The organism is Pseudomonas sp. S2_C03 (genome assembly GCF_054668405.1).
Genome location: NZ_CP162766.1, coordinates 4,539,460 through 4,558,941 on the forward strand (window position 1 = coordinate 4,539,460; position 19,482 = coordinate 4,558,941).

At 59.1% G+C, this 19,482-nt stretch carries 15 protein-coding genes; 8 read left to right on the forward strand and 7 right to left on the reverse strand.

Annotated features, from left to right (window positions below):
• From AB4N64_RS21080 to kdgD, 3 genes are all read right to left on the reverse strand, one after another.
• Entirely contained in the window at positions 1-1,362 is a 1,362-nt protein-coding gene (locus AB4N64_RS21080) for an MFS transporter (RefSeq protein WP_460118150.1), read from the reverse strand.
• 151 nt (positions 1,363-1,513) lie between these two features.
• A complete protein-coding gene (locus AB4N64_RS21085; protein WP_460118152.1) occupies positions 1,514-2,959 on the reverse strand; it encodes an aldehyde dehydrogenase family protein in 1,446 nt (481 codons plus the stop codon).
• Positions 2,960-3,034: 75 nt separating this feature from the next.
• Positions 3,035-3,946, reverse strand: coding sequence for a 5-dehydro-4-deoxyglucarate dehydratase (gene kdgD / locus AB4N64_RS21090; protein WP_460118154.1), 912 nt, complete (start codon positions 3,944-3,946; stop codon positions 3,035-3,037).
• 326 nt (positions 3,947-4,272) lie between these two features.
• Between kdgD and AB4N64_RS21095 the strand changes: the two genes are divergently transcribed.
• Positions 4,273-4,650 (forward strand): hypothetical protein, encoded by a 378-nt coding sequence (locus AB4N64_RS21095; protein ID WP_460118156.1) that lies wholly within the window; start codon positions 4,273-4,275, stop codon positions 4,648-4,650.
• Positions 4,651-4,704: 54 nt separating this feature from the next.
• Here AB4N64_RS21095 and AB4N64_RS21100 read toward each other — a convergent pair whose 3' ends face one another.
• From AB4N64_RS21100 to AB4N64_RS21115, 4 genes are all read right to left on the reverse strand, one after another.
• Entirely contained in the window at positions 4,705-5,454 is a 750-nt protein-coding gene (locus tag AB4N64_RS21100) for a FadR/GntR family transcriptional regulator (RefSeq protein ID WP_460118158.1), read from the reverse strand.
• Positions 5,455-5,677: 223 nt separating this feature from the next.
• The gene (locus tag AB4N64_RS21105; protein WP_460118160.1) at positions 5,678-7,405 is read right to left on the reverse strand and encodes an ABC transporter ATP-binding protein/permease; all 1,728 of its coding nucleotides are present in this window, start codon (positions 7,403-7,405) and stop codon (positions 5,678-5,680) included.
• A gap of 97 nt (positions 7,406-7,502) precedes the next feature.
• Entirely contained in the window at positions 7,503-8,063 is a 561-nt protein-coding gene (locus AB4N64_RS21110; RefSeq protein ID WP_007942792.1) for a response regulator transcription factor, read from the reverse strand.
• Entirely contained in the window at positions 8,056-9,318 is a 1,263-nt protein-coding gene (locus AB4N64_RS21115) for an ATP-binding protein (RefSeq protein WP_460118162.1), read from the reverse strand. Before AB4N64_RS21115 ends, AB4N64_RS21110 begins: the two co-directional genes overlap by 8 nt.
• A gap of 241 nt (positions 9,319-9,559) precedes the next feature.
• Here AB4N64_RS21115 and AB4N64_RS21120 point away from each other — a divergent pair, with 241 nt between their 5' ends.
• The 7 genes from AB4N64_RS21120 (at position 9,560) to AB4N64_RS21150 (ending at position 19,480) form a co-directional block, all read left to right on the forward strand.
• Entirely contained in the window at positions 9,560-10,276 is a 717-nt protein-coding gene (locus tag AB4N64_RS21120; protein WP_460118165.1) for an SIMPL domain-containing protein, read from the forward strand.
• 425 nt (positions 10,277-10,701) lie between these two features.
• The gene (locus AB4N64_RS21125) at positions 10,702-12,327 is read left to right on the forward strand and encodes an ABC transporter substrate-binding protein (RefSeq protein WP_460118167.1); all 1,626 of its coding nucleotides are present in this window, start codon (positions 10,702-10,704) and stop codon (positions 12,325-12,327) included.
• A gap of 307 nt (positions 12,328-12,634) precedes the next feature.
• Positions 12,635-14,236, forward strand: a complete 1,602-nt coding sequence (locus AB4N64_RS21130) for an ABC transporter substrate-binding protein (protein ID WP_460118169.1) — start codon at positions 12,635-12,637, stop codon at positions 14,234-14,236.
• 175 nt (positions 14,237-14,411) lie between these two features.
• The gene (locus tag AB4N64_RS21135; protein WP_460118171.1) at positions 14,412-15,791 is read left to right on the forward strand and encodes an OprD family porin; all 1,380 of its coding nucleotides are present in this window, start codon (positions 14,412-14,414) and stop codon (positions 15,789-15,791) included.
• A gap of 73 nt (positions 15,792-15,864) precedes the next feature.
• The gene (locus AB4N64_RS21140; RefSeq protein ID WP_460118173.1) at positions 15,865-17,460 is read left to right on the forward strand and encodes an ABC transporter substrate-binding protein; all 1,596 of its coding nucleotides are present in this window, start codon (positions 15,865-15,867) and stop codon (positions 17,458-17,460) included.
• A 74-nt stretch (positions 17,461-17,534) separates the two neighbouring features.
• Positions 17,535-18,545 carry an ABC transporter permease subunit gene (locus AB4N64_RS21145; protein ID WP_460118175.1) on the forward strand — a complete coding sequence of 337 codons (1,011 nt, stop codon included), beginning with the start codon at positions 17,535-17,537 and terminating at the stop codon, positions 18,543-18,545.
• Positions 18,546-18,556: 11 nt separating this feature from the next.
• Positions 18,557-19,480 (forward strand): ABC transporter permease subunit, encoded by a 924-nt coding sequence (locus AB4N64_RS21150; RefSeq protein ID WP_460118178.1) that lies wholly within the window; start codon positions 18,557-18,559, stop codon positions 19,478-19,480.
• The last annotated feature ends 2 nt before the right edge of the window (positions 19,481-19,482 follow it).

Genomic DNA, 19,482 nt, shown 5'->3' on the forward strand with positions numbered 1-19,482 from the left:
TCAGGATTGCGCTTCAGACAATTTGTTGTTGGTTTCAGGACCTGCGACCGGTGGTTCCTTGAGCACAACGCGCTTGATCGGACCCACGATAACCAGGTAGCTGAACACCGCAACCAGTGCGTTGCAACCGACAAATACCAACGCCCACTTGAACGAACCGGTGGAGCTGATGATGTAGCCGATAACAATCGGCGTGGTGATCGACGCGAGGTTACCAAAGGTGTTGAAGAGGCCACCGCTCAGACCGGCGATCTGCTTCGGCGAGGTGTCGGACACCACAGCCCAGCCCAACGCGCCTACGCCTTTGCCGAAGAATGCCAGGGCCATGAAGCCAACGACCATCCATTCCACTTCCACGTAGTTGCACGCCACGATGCTGCTGGAGACCAGCAGGCCGGCAATGATTGGCGCCTTGCGGGCGAAGGTCAGCGAGTGGCCCTTGCGCAGCAGGTAGTCGGAAATCACCCCGCCCAGTACACCACCGATGAACCCGCAGATGGCCGGCAACGAAGCGATGAAACCCGCCTTGAGGATGGTCATGCCGCGTTCCTGTACCAGGTACACCGGGAACCAGGTCAGGAAGAAGTAGGTGATGCCGTTGATGCAGTACTGGCCCAGGTAGACGCCGAGCATCATGCGGTTGGTCAGCAACTGACGGATGTAATCCCACTTCGGACCGTCGGACTTCTTGCCCTTCTGGTCCATGTCGACCATGCCGCCGTTTTCGGAGATGTGCTTGAACTCGGCTTCGTTGATTTTCGGGTGTTCACGCGGGCTGTAGATCACTTTCAGCCAGACCAGCGAGAAGATGATGCCCAGGATACCCATGACGATGAACACGTGCTCCCAACCGAAGGAGTACACGATCCAGCCCATCAGCGGTGCGAACAGCACGGTGGCAAAGTATTGCGCCGAGTTGAAGATCGCCGAGGCCGTGCCGCGTTCAGCGGTGGGGAACCACGCCGCCACGATGCGAGCGTTGCCCGGGAAGGATGGCGCTTCGGCCAGACCTACCAGGAAGCGCAGCATGAACAGTGCAACCACCGCCGTGGACATGCCGAACTCACCGACAAAACCTTGCAGCACGGTGAACAGCGACCAGGTGAAGATGCTCAATGCGTAGATTTTTTTCGAACCAAAACGGTCCAGCAACCAGCCGCCGGGGATTTGCCCGGCCACGTAGGCCCAACCGAAAGCAGAGAAGATGTAACCGAGGGTGACCGCGTCAATGCCGAGGTCTTTTTGCAGGCTGGAGCCGGCGATTGCGATAGTCGCCCGGTCGGCGTAGTTGATCGTGGTCACCAGGAACAGCATGAGCAGGATCAAATAGCGGACGTGAGTCGGCTTTTGGGTGGCTTGCATGTAGATGTACTCCCACTGATTATTTTTATGCGGGTAATAACGATGTAGTTGTACCCCTGTGGGAGCGACAAGCTCGCTCCTACAGGGATTGCGGTATCGATGTCGATATCGCGGGGTTTGCGGTATCCATGACAATACCGCGGGTATTGCCTTACGAACCGATGTAGCTGGTTTTCACCACGGTGTAGAACTCTTGCGCGTAGCGACCCTGCTCGCGCGAACCGTAGGACGAACCTTTGCGCCCGCCGAACGGCACGTGGTAATCCACGCCGGCGGTTGGCAGGTTGACCATCACCATCCCGGCCTGGGAGTGGCGCTTGAAGTGGTTGGCGTACTTCAGGGACGTGGTGGCGATGCCTGCCGACAGACCGAACTCGGTGTCGTTGGACATGGCCAGCGCGGCCTCGTAGTCAGCTACGCGAACGATGTTCGCGACCGGGCCGAAGATCTCTTCACGGCTGATGCGCATCGACGCTTCGCTGTCGGCGAACAGTGTTGGTGCCAGGAAGTAACCTTCGGTGTCGCAGGTCACCAGGCCGCCGCCGCTCACCAGGCGAGCGCCTTCGGATTGGCCGATGTCGATGTACTTCATGTCCTGTTCAAGCTGGGCTTGCGAAACCACCGGACCAATGTCGGTGCCGGCTTTCAACGCGTGACCGACCTTGATCGACTTCATGCGCTCGGCCATGGCCTCGACGAACTTGTCGTGGATACCGGCCGTGACGATCAGGCGGCTCGAAGCGGTGCAACGCTGGCCGGTGGAGTAGAACGCGCTCTGGACCGACAGCTCGACCGCTTGTTTCAGGTCGGCGTCGTCGAGAATGATCTGCGGGTTCTTGCCGCCCATTTCCAGTTGGACCTTGGCCTGGCGAGAGACGCAGCTGACGGCGATCTGACGACCCACACCCACGGAACCGGTGAAGCTGATACCGTCGATTTTAGGGCTGTTGACCAGCGCATCACCCACGACCCGACCACTGCCCATCACCAGGTTGAACACGCCGGCCGGGAAGCCTGCGCGGGAGATGATTTCGGCCAGGGCCCAGGCGCAACCGGGTACCAGGTCGGCCGGCTTGAGCACGACGCAGTTGCCATAGGCCAGGGCCGGGGCGATCTTCCACGACGGGATGGCAATCGGGAAGTTCCACGGGGTGATCAGGCCGACCACGCCAAGGGCTTCACGGGTGACTTCAACGTTGACACCTGGACGCACCGACGGCACGTAGTCGCCCGACAGGCGCAGGCATTCACCGGCGAAGAACTTGAAGATATTACCGGCGCGAGTCACTTCGCCGATGGCTTCCGGCAGGGTCTTGCCCTCTTCCCGGGCCAGCAGGGTGCCGAGCTCTTCGCGACGGGCAAGGATTTCGGTACCGACTTTGTCCAAGGAATCGTGACGGGCCTGGATACCGGAAGTAGACCATGCCGGGAAAGCGGCACGGGCGGCGTCGATGGCGGCGTTGACCTGGGCCAGGTCAGCCTTGGCGTAGTCGCCAATAGTGTCGGTCAGCTCTGACGGGTTGATGTTGGCCGAATAGTCGGCACCGGCAACCCATTCGCCGTTGATGTAGTTGTCGTAACGTTTTGCTGTTGTCACGGGACTGCCCTCGAAACAAAGAGATCTCACGCAAAAGGCCGCTGATCACTCAGCGGCCTTGTTCAATCGGGTGTATTACTGCGCACCTTGCTTGTCGATCAGCGCGGCGAGCATTTCGTACTCTTCGCCGGTCAGGTCGGTCAATGGCGCACGCACAGGACCTGCGTCATAGCCGGCAATTTTTGCCCCGGCCTTGACGATGCTCACCGCGTAACCCGATTTACGGTTACGGATGTCCAGGTATGGCAGGAAGAAGTCGTCGATGATCTTGCCAACGGTGGCGTGATCTTCACGAGCAATGGCGTGGTAGAAGTCCATCGCGGTTTTCGGGATGAAGTTGAACACTGCCGAGGAGTAGACCGGTACGCCCAGTGCCTTGTAGGCAGCGGCGTAGACTTCGGCGGTCGGCAGACCACCCAGGTAGCTGAAGCGATCGCCGAGGCGACGACGGATCGACACCATCAGTTCGATGTCACCCAGGCCGTCCTTGTAACCGATCAGGTTCGGGCAGCGCTCGGCCAGACGTTCCAGCAACGGGGCGGTCAGGCGGCAAACGTTGCGGTTGTAGACCACGACGCCGATGTTGACCGATTTGCACACGGCTTCGACGTGGTCGGCAACGCCGTCCTGGCTGGCTTCAGTCAGGTAGTGCGGCAGCAGCAACAGGCCCTTGGCGCCCAGACGCTCGGCTTCTTGTGCGTATTCGATGGCTTGACGAGTCGAACCGCCCACGCCGGCCAGAATTGGCACGCTGGTCGCGCAAGTGTCGACGGCAGTCTTGATGATTTCGGAATATTCGCTGGCCGCCAGGGAGAAGAACTCACCGGTGCCGCCTGCGGCGAACAGGGCCGAGGCGCCGTATGGGGCCAGCCATTCCAGACGCTTGATGTAGCCAGCGCGGTTGAAATCGCCCTGGGCATTGAAATCGGTTACCGGGAAAGACAACAGACCGGAAGAGAGGATGGACTTCAGTTCTTGTGGATTCATTATTCGAACACCCTGGGTATCAACGTTTTTGTGTGAGGAAATCGTTCAGCCTGCGCCGAAGTTGTAGGTCATCGTACAACTTAAAAAACAACCGTCAACTGCATTTCATCGTCAGGCGTGAAATTTCTGCCACAAATAGGGTCATCAGAAATTAATTGCACCACACTGAAGCCTTGTCTGCCGTGTCTTAGAGCCTTTGGATGCGACGGGAAAGGCCCTGCGAAATTTTGTGAAAAACATCGTGAACGGCGCACCGACAGGTCGTCACGTAGAGTCTTCCGACGTCACGAACGGATCGTGACGACTTAGAGATGGAGTACTCGACGATGTGTTTTCCTTCACCGCTGCTGCCTCAATTCCCCGCCGACCCTCGGGACAAGACCGTCACCGTCACACTGTCGAACCTGGCAGATGGGCTGATTGTGCGAATACCCGACCCACACGATATTCCGCCGAACTGGGAGGTGTACCCAATCCTCGGTGCGAACCCCGATGAGCCGCAATGGCGCGGTGAGGAACAGCCAGCAGGCGTCTGGGACGAGACAACGGACGAGATGGTGGAACTGACGGGAATAGAACTGGAGATCCCCAGGACCGACCTGGAGCCGTATCTCGGTTCAGAGGTCGCACTGCGTTACAAGTTTCTCGATGAGTCGAGCCTTGAGCTCTCCTCGGAAGCCTTGCTGATACGTATCGAGCCCTGAGATTAGGGCTGCAAGACAAATCGTTCCCGGTGCGCCCGGGAACGATCCTGCGGGTCAGCCCCGCTGCGCTTCCGCTTCTTCGTGGGCATGACGCAACCGCTCACGGCTGTTGGTCAGATGCAAGCGCATCGCCGCCCGCGCTGCATCGGAGTCCTGGCGCGCAATCGCATCGTAGATTTCTTCGTGCTCACGGCTCAACCGGTTCATGTAGTGCTGCTGGTCATCGTGAGCCAAGCGCGCCGAGTTGAGGCGTGTACGCGGGATGATGCTGGCACCCAGGTGGGTCATGATATCGGTGAAATAACGGTTGCCGGTCGACAGCGCGATTTGCAGGTGGAACTGGAAGTCCGAGGCCACCGCATCGCTGGCATGGGCCGCACTTTCGTTCAACGCATCCAGTGCCGCCCTCATCAGCGCCAACTGTTCAGGATTGCGCCGTTGTGCGGCGAGGCCTGCCGACTCCACTTCCAGGCTGATCCGCAGCTCAAGAATCGCCAGCACGTCACGCAACGTCACCACTGTCGCCGGGTCAATACGAAAGCCACTCGGGCTTGGGGTATCGAGCACGAAGGTGCCGATGCCGTGACGGGTTTCCACCTGCCCGGCGGCCTGTAAGCGGGAAATCGCTTCACGCACCACCGTGCGGCTGACACCATGGGCATCCATGATCGCCGACTCGGTAGGCAATTTGTCACCCCGCTTGAGGTGACCATCGCGGATCTGCTCGGACAGCACCGTCACCAATTCCTGTGCGAGGCTGCGGCGCTTGCGAGGGAGGCGTGGAGCTTCGATCGGGTTTTCCATGGTGAACGTCTGTCTCGAAAGTTCGGCTGAAACTGCATCATAGCGCAACGCGGTTGTACGATCACCCTGCGCCCGTTTTCATATCTGATCCACGCCCCCCTGTCCCCCTGTAGGAGCGAGCTTGCTCGCGATGGACTCAAGACCACCCTGGGTGTCAGATGCCCAGCGTTATCGTTAACGACCAATCGCGAGCAAGCTCGCTCCTACAGGGGGCGGTGCGGATTCAGGCGGTTGCGGCCTGATCCACCAAATGGCCATTATCGATTCGAACATGCCGCGGATGGAAGTGTTTCAAGCTGCTGCGATGCCCGACGCTGACGATGCTCAAGCCCGGAATCTCATCGATCAATGCCTGATACAACGAAGCCTCATCCTCTTCATCCATCGCCGATGTCGCTTCATCCATGTACAACCATTGCGGCGCGTACAACAGCGCACGAGCGAACGCCAGGCGTTGCTGCTCGCCGGGCGAGAGCATGCGTTGCCAGTGGTTGGCTTCATCCAGACGGGCAACCAGATGTGGCAAGCGGCAGGTTTCCAGCACGCGGGCATAGCGCTCTTGCGGGTAAACGTCACTTGCTTGTGGGTAACTCAGGGCGTCACGCAAGGTGCCAATTGGCAGATAGGGTTTTTGCGGCAGGAACAGATAACGCGCCGCTGGCAGGCGAATAGTGCCATGGCCAGCCGGCCACAAATGCCCCATCGCTCGCAACAACGTCGACTTGCCGCTGCCGGAACGACCGCTGAGCATGACCCGCTCGCCCTGCTCCACGGTCATGTCGGCACTGGTCAGCAGATGGCGGCCGTCAGCGAGGTCAAGACCCAGGTTTTGCACTTCAAGCGCAGAGCCAGAATTGTGCACGTCAATGGCCGGCACACGCTGTTCGTTGTCGGTCATGGCCTGATGGAAACTGAGCAGGCGATCACAGGTAGCCCGCCAGGAGGCGAGGCTTTGGTACGCGCTGATGAACCAGCTGAAACTCTCCTGCACATTGCCGAATGCCGAACTGATCTGCATCAGCTCACCCAGCTCGATCTTGCCGGCAAAGTAGCGCGGGGCGGCGACCATGAACGGGAAAATAATGGCGGCCTGGCTGTAACCGGCGGTGAAGAACGTCAGGCGCTTGGACACTTTCATGATGTCCCAGAAGTTGTGCCAGACCATCCCGAACCGGTTGCTCAAGCGGCGGTTTTCATTCGGTTCGCCGTTGTACAACGCAATGCTCTCGGCGTTCTCGCGAATGCGCACCATGGAGAAACGCAGGTCGGCCTCGAAACGTTGTTGCTGGTTGTTCAAGCCAATCAGGCGACGGCCGATCAGGTGCGTCAGCCAACTGCCCACGACGGCATAGACCAGCACGCACCAGAACATGTAGCCGGGAATGGTCACACCCAACACTTCGATACTGCCCGATACGCCCCACAGGATGATCGAGAACGACACCAGGCTGACAATGTTGCGCAGCAAGCCAATGCCCAGCTCCAGGGTATTGGAGGTGAAATTATTGAGGTCTTCGGAGATCCGCTGATCGGGGTTATCGGTGTAACCGCCCTGCTCCAGCTGGTAGTAGTTCTTGCTGCCCAGCCAGCGAGCAAAATGCTGCTCGGTCAGCCAGGCCCGCCAGCGGATGGTCAGCATCTGGGTCAGGTAAAGCCGATAGACGGCGCCGACAATCGCCACCGCTGCGATCCCGCAGAAATACAGGATGAGGCGCCAGAACGCCGCCTCATCCTTCTGTTGCAGGGCGTTGTAGAAATCCTTGTACCAGGTGTTGAACCATACCGAGATGCCCACGCTCAGCAGCGACAAGGCAATCACTGCAATCAGCAGCGTCCAGGCCCTGGCCTTTTCTTCACTGCGCCAGTAGGGCGTGATCATCGCCCATACTTTGCGAAAAAACTGCCCGCGCACAGCATCATTGACCGCGGAATATTCAGCGTTCTGACTCATGAAAAAGGCTCGATAGAAAAAAGAACACGCACGAACCGATCATAGATGATCGGTTCGTTTTGTCGCGAGATGTGTCAGTGCTTTGTTCAGCGCAGGTTCAGCGGCGAACCGGGCGCTTCTGCAATTTACGCTGCAAGGTGCGGCGATGCATGCCCAGGGCGCGGGCAGTGGCGGAGATGTTGCCTTCGTGCTCGGTCAGCACGCGCTGGATGTGCTCCCATTGCAGGCGATCCACGGACATCGGGTTCTCCGGCACCAGGGTGTCGAGGTCGGCGTGCTCGGAGAGCAGCGCGGCCAGCACGTCGTCGGCATCCGCCGGTTTGCACAGGTAGTTGCAAGCGCCCCGCTTGATCGCTTCTACCGCGGTGGCGATGCTCGAATAACCGGTGAGAATCACCACGCGCATTTCAGGGTCGAGTTCCAGCAGTTTGGGCAACAGCACCAAGCCCGAGTCGCCGTCCATCTTCAGGTCCAGCGCCGCGTAATCCGGGAGGTCGGCCTGAGCAATGGTCAGGCCCTCTTCGGCAGAACCTGCCGTGGAGACGCGAAAACCACGGCGAGCCATGGCACGGGCCATCACTCGGGTGAACGTGGCGTCGTCGTCCACCAGCAACAAATGCGGCAGCTCTTCGCCTTCGACTTGGATCTCGTCACTCATGCTCTTCTCCTCGGGCAACACGGGGCAGGCGCAGCTCGGTGAGCGTGCCACCTTCCTCATGACTGTAGAGTTTCACTGAGCCGCCGGCGCGTGTCACGCTGGCCTTGCTCAAAAACAGGCCCAGGCCGAAGCCTTTGCCCTTGGTGGTAAAAAACGGTTTGCCGATCTGTTCGGCGATGGCCAGCGGCACACCGGCGCCGTGATCACGGATGCTGATGGTCAGGTCTTCGTCATTCCAGTCCAGCGTCACTTGCAGGCCTTCGGGACAGGCATCGGCGGCATTGTTAAGCAGATTCAGCAGTGCCTGGGTCAGGTCAGGCGGCGGCGCCAGGCGTGGGACGACCCCTTGGCCCAGTCGCTGGAAACGGTAGCTGGCTTCGGGACGCATCAAGTGCCAACGGTTCAACGCCTCATCCAGCCAGTCGGTGACGTACTGCATCTCCACGGCGAGACGGCGATTGGCCTCGGCGGCGCGCACCAGTTGCTGCAACGTCTGCTTGCACAGCATGACCTGATCCTGCAGCACGCCCAGGTCTTCCTGCAGCATCGGGTCATGATGGTCGCGGCGCATCTCTTTGAGCAGCACGCTCATGGTCGCCAACGGCGTGCCCAGTTCATGGGCGGCACCCGCGGCCTGGGTCGCCACGGCGAGCAATTGCTGGTCACGCAGGCCTTCTTCGCGGCGAATGGCACGCAGTTCTTCCTGACGTCGCAACTCTTCAGCCATGCGTGCGGCGAAAAAAGTGATCACGGCGGCGGCCAGGGCGAAGCTCAGCCACATGCCGTAGACCTGAAGATTTTCCCGGGCAATCGGGAAGGTTTGCAGCGGATAGAAACGCGCCAGCAACAGGGTATACATCGCCAGCGCGATGCCCGACAGAATCAGCGAATAGCGCCATGGCAGCGTCACGGCAGCGATGGTGAGTGGCACCAGGTAATAGGAAACGAAGGGGTTGGTCGAGCCACCGGAGAAATACAACAGGGCGCTGTGTATAAACAGGTCACAGGCCAGCTGCACGGCGTATTCGAGTTCGGTGACCGGCCAGGTGGTGCGCAGGCGAATCGCGGTGAAGGCACACAGCAACATGGAACAACCGAGGGTGGCGGCCAGTTGAAACCAGGGCAGTGGCAACAGCTCCAGCCAGTAGGCCAATCCTACGGAACCGGCCTGGGCAACGAGCACCAGGATGCGGATGAACGTCAGCCGCCAGAGGTTCTGGCGAGTGGCGGAAGTGATCTGAAAAGGGGCGAGCATGAGCTCTCCTGATGAGCGCTCCAGGGCAATCGCACGGAGTATAACCAACCGCAGGGGCTGACAGGCAAAAGTGCGGCAAACGGCCACATGTCGACGGCTGCAAGTTTCAAGCGGCAAGCTGCAAGCTGAATGCACCCCGCAAACTTGCAGCTTGCAGCTTGAAACTTGCGGCTGTGCAACCCAGTCTTATGGTTTCACGCAGGACCCGACTCACCCCCTGCGCATCATCCAAGGAGCTTTCATGCACACATTGCGCCGCAGCGTCGCCCTTCTTGCCCTCAGTGCTGGCACCGTCGCCAGCCTCCCGGCCCTGGCTGCCGACGAACTCCATTACAACCAGATTTCCCTGCGCGCCGAAGTCAGCCAGGAAGTGGCTCGCGACCTGATGATCGTGACCCTCTACACCGAAGAACAGAACACGGACCCGGCCAAGCTCGCCGCAGGCGTCAGTACCACCATGAACAAGGCGCTGGCCCAGGCCAAGCAGGTCAAGGACATCACCCTGCGCCAGGGCAGCCGCAACAGCTATCCGATCTACGATGCCAAGGGTCAGAAGATCACCGGCTGGCGTGAGCGTGCCGAACTGCGCCTGGAAAGTACCGACTTCGCCGCGCTGTCGCAGCTGACCGGCGAGCTGTTGACCGACCTGAAGATGGGCGGCATGGATTTCGCCATCGCCACGCCAACCCGCAAGGCCAGCGAAGATGAGCTGCTCAAGGAAGCCGTAACGGCCTTCAAGGCTCGCGCCCAATTGGCAACCGATGCGCTGGGGGGCAAGGGCTACAAAATCGTCAACCTGAACTTCAACAGCAACGGTTTCCCGCAACCTTATATGCGCGCGCCGATGATGATGAAGGCCGCAAGCATGGACAGCGAATCGGTGACCCCACAAGTCGAAGCCGGCACCAGCCAGGTCAGCATGACGGCCGATGGTTCGATCGAAGTCCAGATGCCGTGATTGGGTAATTTGAAAAAAGGCGATCGTATTGATCGCCTTTTTTGTGAGTGAAACCCCGAAAAGCGACATCAGTTGCACCTGGTACAACTACACGCCCGAGATTGGTTTCAGTGACACAAGACCCGATGCCAGTGAAGTGCACAAGGATGGGGTTTAAATCGGTAACACCTATGCCCTGATCGCGGGCAACCGGGCAACTGCCAGGCACCAAAACAGGGCGCGAGATACACGTTGAAACTGTCACGCAAACGTTAAAATGCATCAAAATTATACAAATGCGACATTAAGGTACGTTCGTGCCACCGTTTAAGGCTTGTACACTCATGGGATCTTGCAATGGGTACAGCCCCTGCATAAGTATCCGCAGGCACGACTCACAAGGTCGTCCTCAAAATCAAAAAATGACAACAAATCATGAGGCCACCATGCTCAAACACGCGGTCATTCCGTTTTTAGTCGGCGCCAGTCTGCTGGCTAGCGCGCCCTTCGCTCAAGCTGCGACTAACCTGGTGTTCTGCTCCGAGGGGAGCCCGGCCGGTTTCGATCCAGGTCAATACACCACCGGAACCGACTTCGACGCCTCTGCAGAGACCATGTTCAACCGTCTGACTCAGTTCGAGCGTGGCGGCACCGCCGTTATTCCTGGTTTGGCGACCAGCTGGGACGTCTCCGATGACGGCCTGACCTACACTTTCCACCTGCGCGAAGGCGTCAAGTTCCACACCACGCCGTACTTCAAGCCCACTCGTGAGTTCAACGCCGACGACGTACTGTTCACCTTCAATCGCATGATTAACAAGGATGACCCGTTCCGTAAGGCGTACCCGACCGAATTCCCGTACTTCACCGACATGGGGATGGATACCAACATCACCAAGATCGATAAAGTCGACGATCACACGGTCAAGTTCACCCTCAAGGACGTTGATGCCGCGTTCATCCAGAACATGGCCATGAGCTTCGCCTCCGTGCAGTCCGCCGAGTACGCTGCCCAGCTGCTCAAGGAAGGCAAGGCTGCCGACATCAACCAGAAACCGGTCGGCACTGGCCCGTTCGTGTTCAAGAGCTACCAGAAAGACTCCAACATCCGCTACACCGGGAACAAGGACTACTGGAAGCCTGAAGACGTGAAGATCGACAACCTGATCTTCGCCATCACTACCGACCCGTCGGTGCGTATCCAGAAGCTGAAGAAGAACGAGTGCCAGGTCACCCTGTTCCCGCGTCCAGCCGACTTGAAGGCACTGAAAGAAGACAAGACACTGAAGATGCCTGAACAGGCCGGCTTCAACCTTGGCTACATCGCCTACAACGTGATGCCCAAGATCAAGGGCGACGACAAGCCGAACCCGATGGCCGAGCTGAAAGTACGCCAGGCCATGGACATGGCAGTGAACAAGCAGCAGATCATCGACTCTGTCTACCAGGGTGCTGGCCAACTGGCGGTCAACGCCATGCCGCCTACCCAATGGTCCTACGACACCACTATCAAGGATGCCAAGTACGATCCTGAGAAAGCCAAAGAGCTGCTCAAGGAAGCGGGCGTCAAGGAAGGTACCGAGATCGTCCTGTGGGCCATGCCGGTACAGCGTCCGTATAACCCGAACGCCAAGCTGATGGCTGAAATGCTGCAGTCCGACTGGGCCAAGATCGGCCTGAAGGTCAAGATCCAGAGCTACGAGTGGGGCGAGTACATCAAGCGCTCCAAAGGTGGTGAAAACGGCGCGATGCTGATTGGCTGGAGCGGTGATAACGGTGACCCGGACAACTGGCTCAACGTGCTGTTCGGTTGCGACTCGCTGGAAGGCAACAACTTCTCCAAGTGGTGCGACAAGAAGTTTGACGACATCGTCAAGCAAGCCAAGCGTACTTCGGACCAGGCCAAGCGCACCGAACTGTACAAGCAGGCGCAACACGTCCTCAAGGACGCTGTTCCAATGACACCAATCGCTCACTCGACGGTGTTCCAACCCATGCGCGCCAACGTGCAGGACTTCAAGATCAGCCCGTTTGGCTTGAACTCCTTCTACGGCGTCAGCGTCAGCAAATAAGACCGGGCGGCGGCGACGCTTATAACGTCGCCGCCGTTTTGTCTGCCGATAGACTGGGAAATTACCTACATCCAATTCCGCTGAGTATTACGGCAGCGGTGCCTGGTGCGTTGAACTTTCCCACAAGTTTTTAGGACTTTTCGCATTTACTGACAGACCTTCGGCTCTTACCGTCGGTATCTGAACAGTGTATGTGCAGGCTATCGGCTGACTGCTGCTCGTCATGGTTTGAAATCAAAAAGGCTGCCATGCCCCCGGACGGGGCTGCAGTTCATTGAACACTTAGCGAAAAGAAAGAGGGAGCGTCATGCGCCATACCTTGGTTTTATCCGCATTGCTGGGCACCGGCCTGTTGGCCGCCACTTCCATGAGCCATGCCGCCAATAACAGTCTGGTGTTTTGCTCTGAAGGCAGCCCGGCGGGCTTCGACACCGCGCAGTACACCACCGCCACCGATAATGATGCCGCCGAACCGTTGTACAACCGGTTGGCCGAGTTCGAAAAAGGCGCGACCAACGTGGTACCGGGGCTGGCGAAGAGCTGGGATATTTCCGAGGACGGTCTCAAATACACCTTCCACTTGCGTGAAGGAGTGAAATTTCACACCACCAAGTACTTCACGCCGACACGCGATTTCAACGCCGACGACGTGCTCTTCACCTTCAATCGCATGCTCGACCCGCAACATCCTTTCCGTAAGGCCTACCCCACCGAATTCCCTTACTTCAACGGGATGAGCCTGAACAAGAACATTGCCAAGGTCGAAAAGACCGGGCCGCTGACCGTGGTCATGACGCTCAACAGCGTGGACGCCGCGTTCATCCAGAACATCGCCATGAGTTTCGCTTCCATCCTGTCCGCCGAATACGCCGACCAATTGTTGGCCGCGGGCAAACCCAGCGAGATCAACCAGAAGCCGATCGGCACCGGGCCGTTCGTGTTCAAGAGCTATCAGAAAGACTCCAACATCCGTTACAGCGGCAACAAGCAGTACTGGGACCCGAGCCGGGTCCAACTCGACAACCTGATTTTTGCCATCAACACCGACGCCTCGGTGCGCGTGCAAAAGCTCAAGGCCAATGAGTGCCAGATCACCCTGCACCCCCGCCCCGCCGACGTCGATGCACTCAAGAATGACCCGAAACTCACCCTGATCGAGAAGCCGGGTTTCAACCTCGGCTACATCGCCTACAACGTGCGCCACAAACCGTTCGACCAGCTCGAAGTGCGCCAGGCGCTGGACATGGCGGTGAACAAGCAGGGCATTCTCAACGCGGTCTACCAGGGCGCCGGGCAGTTAGCGGTCAACGCCATGCCACCCACCCAATGGTCCTACGACGACACTATCAAGGACGCCGCCTACAACCCGGAAAAAGCCAAGCAACTGCTCAAGGCCGCCGGCGTCAAGGAAGGCACCGAAATCACTCTGTGGGCAATGCCGGTGCAGCGTCCATACAACCCCAACGCCAAGCTGATGGCCGAGATGCTCCAGGCCGACTGGGCGAAGATTGGCCTCAAGGTGAAGATCGTCAGCTACGAATGGGGCGAGTACATCAAGCGCACCAAGAATGGCGAACACGACATCAGCCTGATTGGCTGGACCGGTGACAACGGTGACCCGGACAACTGGCTGGGCACGCTGTACAGCTGCGATGCCATCGGCGGCAACAACTACTCCCAATGGTGTGACCCGGCTTATGACAAGCTGATCAAGCAGGCCAAGATCGTCACTGATCGCGACCAGCGCACCGTGCTCTACAAACAGGCCCAGCAACTGCTCAAGCAGCAAGTGCCAATCACGCCTGTCGCTCACTCGACGGTCAACCAGCCGTTAAGCGCCAAAGTCGAAGGCTTCAAGGTGAGCCCCTTCGGCCGCAACGTGTTCTCGGGTGTCAGCATCGATAAATAACCAAACCGTGTAGCTAAACGCCCGGGGGCGCCTTGCGCCCTCATGCAGGCGTATTGCCGTAATCCGCCGATTTGGCACAAGGCAAACGTTTGCACTGCGTGAATGAGTTCCAACCAAGTAGCCGGACCACCACAAAAAACCGGCATAAAAAAAAGAAAGTTAAGGAGCTTCACCCATGAAACTGAGCAGCACCGCGATACTGGCCCTGGCCATCAGTAGCATCACCGCCACGGCTTACGCGGAAACCCAAAGCCAAGCCTTCACACCGGTTACCGTGAAAGAGAAAAGTGCACAGAGCGAAGCGACCGGCTTCATCGATGGCCAGTCCTTGAGCGGTACGACCCGTAACTGGTACTCGAACGAGGACAAGCAGCGTGGCGGCTTCTACACCTACGAGCGCCACGGAGTCACCGAGACCGGTACTCGCCGGATCAACTGGGTCCAGGGCACCATCCTCAACTACACCTCGGGCTTCACCCAAGGCACCGTAGGCTTGAGCACTGAAGTCGCGGCGTACAATGCCATCGCGCTGGATCGTAGCCGCGAAGACATCAAGGGCGGTTCCAACCGTACCCTCGCCCACTCCGATGGCGACGCCGTCGATCAGTGGAGCAAACTGGGCCTGGCCAACGTCAAGGCGCGCATCTCCAACAGCACCCTGACAGTGGGTCGCATGAGCTACAGCAGCCCGCAAGTCGACACCATCGGCAACCGTGCGCTGCCTTCGAGCTTCCAGGGTGGCGCGCTGAAAATCGGCGAGTTGGACAATCTGACCTTCGATTTCGCGACCTTTGACCGCGTCTCGCCACGTATGGAACAGAGCCAGCAAAAATTCCGCTCAGAGTACGGCACCCGCAGCGTTGAGTCCGATCACATCTACACCGGCGGCATCACTTACAATCCGCTGGAAAGCCTGACTACCAGCCTCTGGGCCACCCAGGCCGAAGACTTCTGGAACCAGTACTACTTCGGCGCCAGCCACGTATTGGGTGACAGCCAGGAGCTGAGCCTGACCACTGGCCTGAACTACTACAAAACCGTAGACGAAGGTAAAGCCAAGCTGGGCCAGATCGACAACGACACCTACTCCCTGTCGCTCGGCCTGACCCACCAGGCTCATAGCCTGACCTTCTCGTACCAGCAAGTGAACGGTAACGAATACTTCGACTACCTGCACGAAACCAACGGCATTTACCTCGCCAACTCCCTGCTGTCGGACTTCAACGGCCCGAACGAGAAATCGTTCCAGATCGCCTACGGCCTGAACATGGCTGAATACGGCGTACCTGGCCTGAAGTTCAACATCTACCAGGCTCGCGGCTGGGGTATCGACGGTACTCACTACAACAGCACCGGCTACGGCGACGTGAAGGCAATGGACGGCGAACACCATTACGAATACGGCATTGGTACGTCCTACGCCATTCAGAGTGGCCCGCTCAAGGCCACCGCTATCCGCGCGACCTACACCACTCACCGCGCCAGCGAAAACCAGTCCGATGGCAGCATCAACGAGTTCCGTCTCGTGACCACCATCCCGTTCAACATTCTGTAACGCACCTGCCGTGCGGCTGATTCAACCAAGCCGCACGGCTTTTTGTTTTCTAACCGATTGCAGAGGGTTCTCGATGAAAATGCTTCCCCTACGTGCGGCCGTCGCAGCCGCCTTGCTGAGTGTTGCGGTGGGTGTCTCGGCCAAACCCCTGGTGGTTTGTACCGAAAACAGTCCGGAAGGCTTCGACATGGTTCAGTACACGACTGCAGTCACAGCCGACGCGGTGGCTGAAACCATTTTCAATCGCCTGGCCGACTTCAAGCCTGGCACCACCGATGTGGTTCCGGCCCTGGCCGACTCCTGGGACATCAGCGAAGATGGCCTGACCTACACGTTCCATCTGCGCAAAGGTGTCAAGTTTCACACCACCGAATACTTCAAGCCGACCCGCGACATGAATGCCGACGACGTGGTCTGGAGTTTCCAGCGCCAGCTGGACCCGAAACACCCGTGGCATGACAAATCGAGCGTGGGCTTCCCCTACTTTGAAAGCATGGGCTTCAAAGAGCTGCTCAAAAGCGTCGAGAAAGTCGACGACAACACGGTCAAGTTCACCCTGACCCGCCGCGAAGCGCCCTTCCTGGCCGACATCGCCATGGCGTTTTCCTCGATTTACCCGGCCGAATACGCCGACCAGTTGCTCAAGGCCGGCAAGACGGGCGACCTGAACAGCAAGCCGATCGGTACCGGGCCGTTCGTCTTCCAGCGCTACAACAAGGACGCCCAGGTGCGCTTCAAGGCCAACCCGGAGTACTTCCGTGGCAAGGTCCCGGCCGAATCGCTGATCTTCGCGATCGCCACCGACAACAACGTGCGTCTACAAAAACTCAAGGCCAACGAGTGCCAGGTTGCGCTGTACCCCAAGCCCGATGACATTCCGAGCATCAAGAAAGATCCAAAGCTCAAGGTCGATGAAATGAACGCGATGACCGTCGCCTACATCGCCATGAACACCCAGCACAAATACCTGAGCGATGTCCGTGTGCGCAAAGCCATCGACATCGCCTTCGACAAGGAAGCGGCCGTCAACGCGCTGTTTGGCAAGGGCAATGCGACCGTCGCGGTCAACCCGTATCCGGACACCCTGCTAGGCTACAACCACAACCTGAAAAACCCGGCCCGTGACCTGGACAAGGCCCGCGCCCTGCTCAAGGAAGCCGGCGTGCCGGAAGGCACCACGTTCACCCTGTTCACCCGCAACGGTGGCGGTGCGACCAACCCCAATCCGATGCTCGGTGCGCAGATGATGCAGGCCGACCTGGCCAAGATCGGGATCAAGATCGACATCCGCGTGATGGAATGGGGCGAAATGCTCAAACGCGCGAAAAACGGCGAGCACGATATGGTTTCCGCCGGTTGGGCGGGCGACAACGGCGACCCGGACAACTTCCTCACGCCATTGCTGAGTTGCGAGGCGGCGAAAAACGGCGAAAACTACGCGCGCTGGTGTAACGACAAGTTTCAGGCCCTGCTCGACCAGGCCCGGGAGAAAACCGACCCCGCCGAACGCGCAGCCCTGTATGAGCAGGCCCAGGCGCTCTTCAACCAGGACCAGCCATGGATCAGCCTCGCACACACTAGAATGTTCACCGCAATGCGCAACAACGTAGAGGGTTATTACATTAGCCCACTGACCACGAATAACTTCGCCACCACCCAGGTGAAGTAAATAAGAAAACTCCCGGTGTCCCTGACCCCAGGGACACCAGGCACGCCTAACCGGCTGATGAGGTACACCGCACAATGTTTAGTTTTATTGCCCGCCGACTGGGGTTGTTGATCCCCACGTTCTTCGGCATCACGTTGCTGACTTTCGCGTTGATTCGCATGATCCCTGGCGATCCTGTGGAAGTCATGATGGGAGAACGTCGGGTCGACCCCGAAATGCACGCTCAGGCAATGGAACGCCTTGGTCTCAACAAACCGCTCTACGCCCAGTACCTGGACTATGTCGGGAAACTGGCCCACGGCGACCTGGGGGAATCCCTGCGTACCCGTGAAAGCGTCTGGACCGAGTTCACCTCCCTGTTTCCCGCGACCCTGGAACTGTCCATGGCCGCGCTGCTGTTCGCCGGCATCCTCGGCCTGCTGGCCGGAGTGATCGCGGCACTCAAGCGAGGCTCGCTGTTCGACCATGGCGTGATGGGCATCTCCCTGACGGGTTACTCGATGCCTATCTTCTGGTGGGGCCTGATCCTGATCATGTTCTTCTCCGTTTCCCTGGGCTGGACCCCGGTATCCGGGCGGATCGACCTTTTGTATGACATCGAGCCGCGCACCGGCTTCATGCTCATCGACACCTTGCTGGCCGACGAAGAAGGCGCGTTCCTCGACGCCCTGCATCACCTGATCCTGCCGGCCATCGTGCTCGGCACCATCCCGCTGGCGGTGATCGCGCGTATGACCCGTTCGTCGATGCTCGAAGTACTGCGCGAAGACTACATCCGTACCGCCAAGGCCAAGGGCCTGTCGCCGTCGCGCGTGGTGTTCGTGCATGGCCTGCGCAACGCGCTGATCCCGGTACTGACCGTGGTCGGCCTGCAAGTCGGCACCCTGCTGGCAGGTGCGGTCCTGACTGAAACCATCTTCTCCTGGCCAGGCATTGGCAAATGGCTGATCGAAGCCATCGGCGCCCGTGACTACCCGGTGGTACAAAACGGCATCCTGTTAATCGCCTGCCTGGTGATTCTGGTCAACTTCGTGGTGGACATCCTCTACGGCTTTGCCAACCCACGCATCCGTCATCAGCGCTGAGGTCAATATTCATGAGCACTCCAACTTCCTCAGTAGCCACCGCCGCTTCCGCGGATCAAAGCCTGCTGTACCCCTCGCCGTACAAAGAATTCTGGCAAGCGTTCGCCAAGAACAAAGGCGCCGTTGCCGGCCTGCTGTTCATGCTGCTGGTGATTTTCTGCGCGATCTTCGCGCCATGGGTTGCCCCGCATAATCCAAGCGAGCAATACCGTGACTTCCTGCTGACGCCTCCGGCATGGCTCGAAGGTGGGCAAATGCAGTTCCTGCTCGGCACCGATGAACTGGGCCGTGACCTGCTGTCGCGCCTGATCCAGGGTTCGCGCCTGTCGCTGCTGATCGGTTTGTCGTCGGTGGTGATGTCATTGATCCCGGGGATCCTGCTGGGCCTGTTCGCGGGATTTTTCCCGAAACTGCTCGGCCCCACCATCATGCGCCTGATGGACATCATGCTCGCCCTGCCGTCCCTGCTGCTGGCCGTGGCGATCGTCGCCATCCTCGGCCCAGGTCTGATCAACACCGTGATCGCCATCGCCGTGGTGTCCCTGCCATCCTATGTGCGCCTGACCCGCGCCGCTGTGATGGGCGAGCTGAACCGCGACTACGTGACTGCGGCCCGCCTGGCCGGTGCCGGCCTGCCTCGCCTGATGTTCATCACTGTGCTGCCCAACTGCATGGCACCGCTGATCGTCCAGGCCACCTTGAGCTTCTCCTCGGCGATTCTCGATGCCGCCGCTCTGGGCTTCCTCGGCCTTGGCGTACAACCGCCAACCCCTGAGTGGGGCACCATGCTGGCTTCGGCCCGCGACTACATCGAACGCGCCTGGTGGGTCGTGAGCCTGCCTGGTTTGACCATTTTGCTCAGCGTGCTGGCAATCAACTTGATGGGTGACGGCCTGCGCGACGCGCTGGACCCGAAACTCAAGAACGCCGCCTGAGG

Bases quoted from the DNA above. Each gene is read 5' to 3' on its own strand.
- AB4N64_RS21145 (WP_460118175.1), top strand. From the start codon at position 17,535: ATGTTTAGTTTTATTGCCCGCCGACTGGGGTTGTTGATCCCCACGTTC.
- AB4N64_RS21115 (WP_460118162.1), bottom strand. From the start codon at position 9,318: ATGCTCGCCCCTTTTCAGATCACTTCCGCCACTCGCCAGAACCTCTGG.
- AB4N64_RS21150 (WP_460118178.1), top strand. From the start codon at position 18,557: ATGAGCACTCCAACTTCCTCAGTAGCCACCGCCGCTTCCGCGGATCAA.
- AB4N64_RS21125 (WP_460118167.1), top strand. From the start codon at position 10,702: ATGCTCAAACACGCGGTCATTCCGTTTTTAGTCGGCGCCAGTCTGCTG.
- AB4N64_RS21100 (WP_460118158.1), bottom strand. From the start codon at position 5,454: ATGGAAAACCCGATCGAAGCTCCACGCCTCCCTCGCAAGCGCCGCAGC.
- AB4N64_RS21095 (WP_460118156.1), top strand. From the start codon at position 4,273: ATGTGTTTTCCTTCACCGCTGCTGCCTCAATTCCCCGCCGACCCTCGG.
- AB4N64_RS21130 (WP_460118169.1), top strand. From the start codon at position 12,635: ATGCGCCATACCTTGGTTTTATCCGCATTGCTGGGCACCGGCCTGTTG.
- AB4N64_RS21105 (WP_460118160.1), bottom strand. From the start codon at position 7,405: ATGAGTCAGAACGCTGAATATTCCGCGGTCAATGATGCTGTGCGCGGG.
- AB4N64_RS21140 (WP_460118173.1), top strand. From the start codon at position 15,865: ATGAAAATGCTTCCCCTACGTGCGGCCGTCGCAGCCGCCTTGCTGAGT.
- AB4N64_RS21080 (WP_460118150.1), bottom strand. From the start codon at position 1,362: ATGCAAGCCACCCAAAAGCCGACTCACGTCCGCTATTTGATCCTGCTC.
- AB4N64_RS21110 (WP_007942792.1), bottom strand. From the start codon at position 8,063: ATGAGTGACGAGATCCAAGTCGAAGGCGAAGAGCTGCCGCATTTGTTG.
- AB4N64_RS21135 (WP_460118171.1), top strand. From the start codon at position 14,412: ATGAAACTGAGCAGCACCGCGATACTGGCCCTGGCCATCAGTAGCATC.
- kdgD (WP_460118154.1), bottom strand. From the start codon at position 3,946: ATGAATCCACAAGAACTGAAGTCCATCCTCTCTTCCGGTCTGTTGTCT.
- AB4N64_RS21120 (WP_460118165.1), top strand. From the start codon at position 9,560: ATGCACACATTGCGCCGCAGCGTCGCCCTTCTTGCCCTCAGTGCTGGC.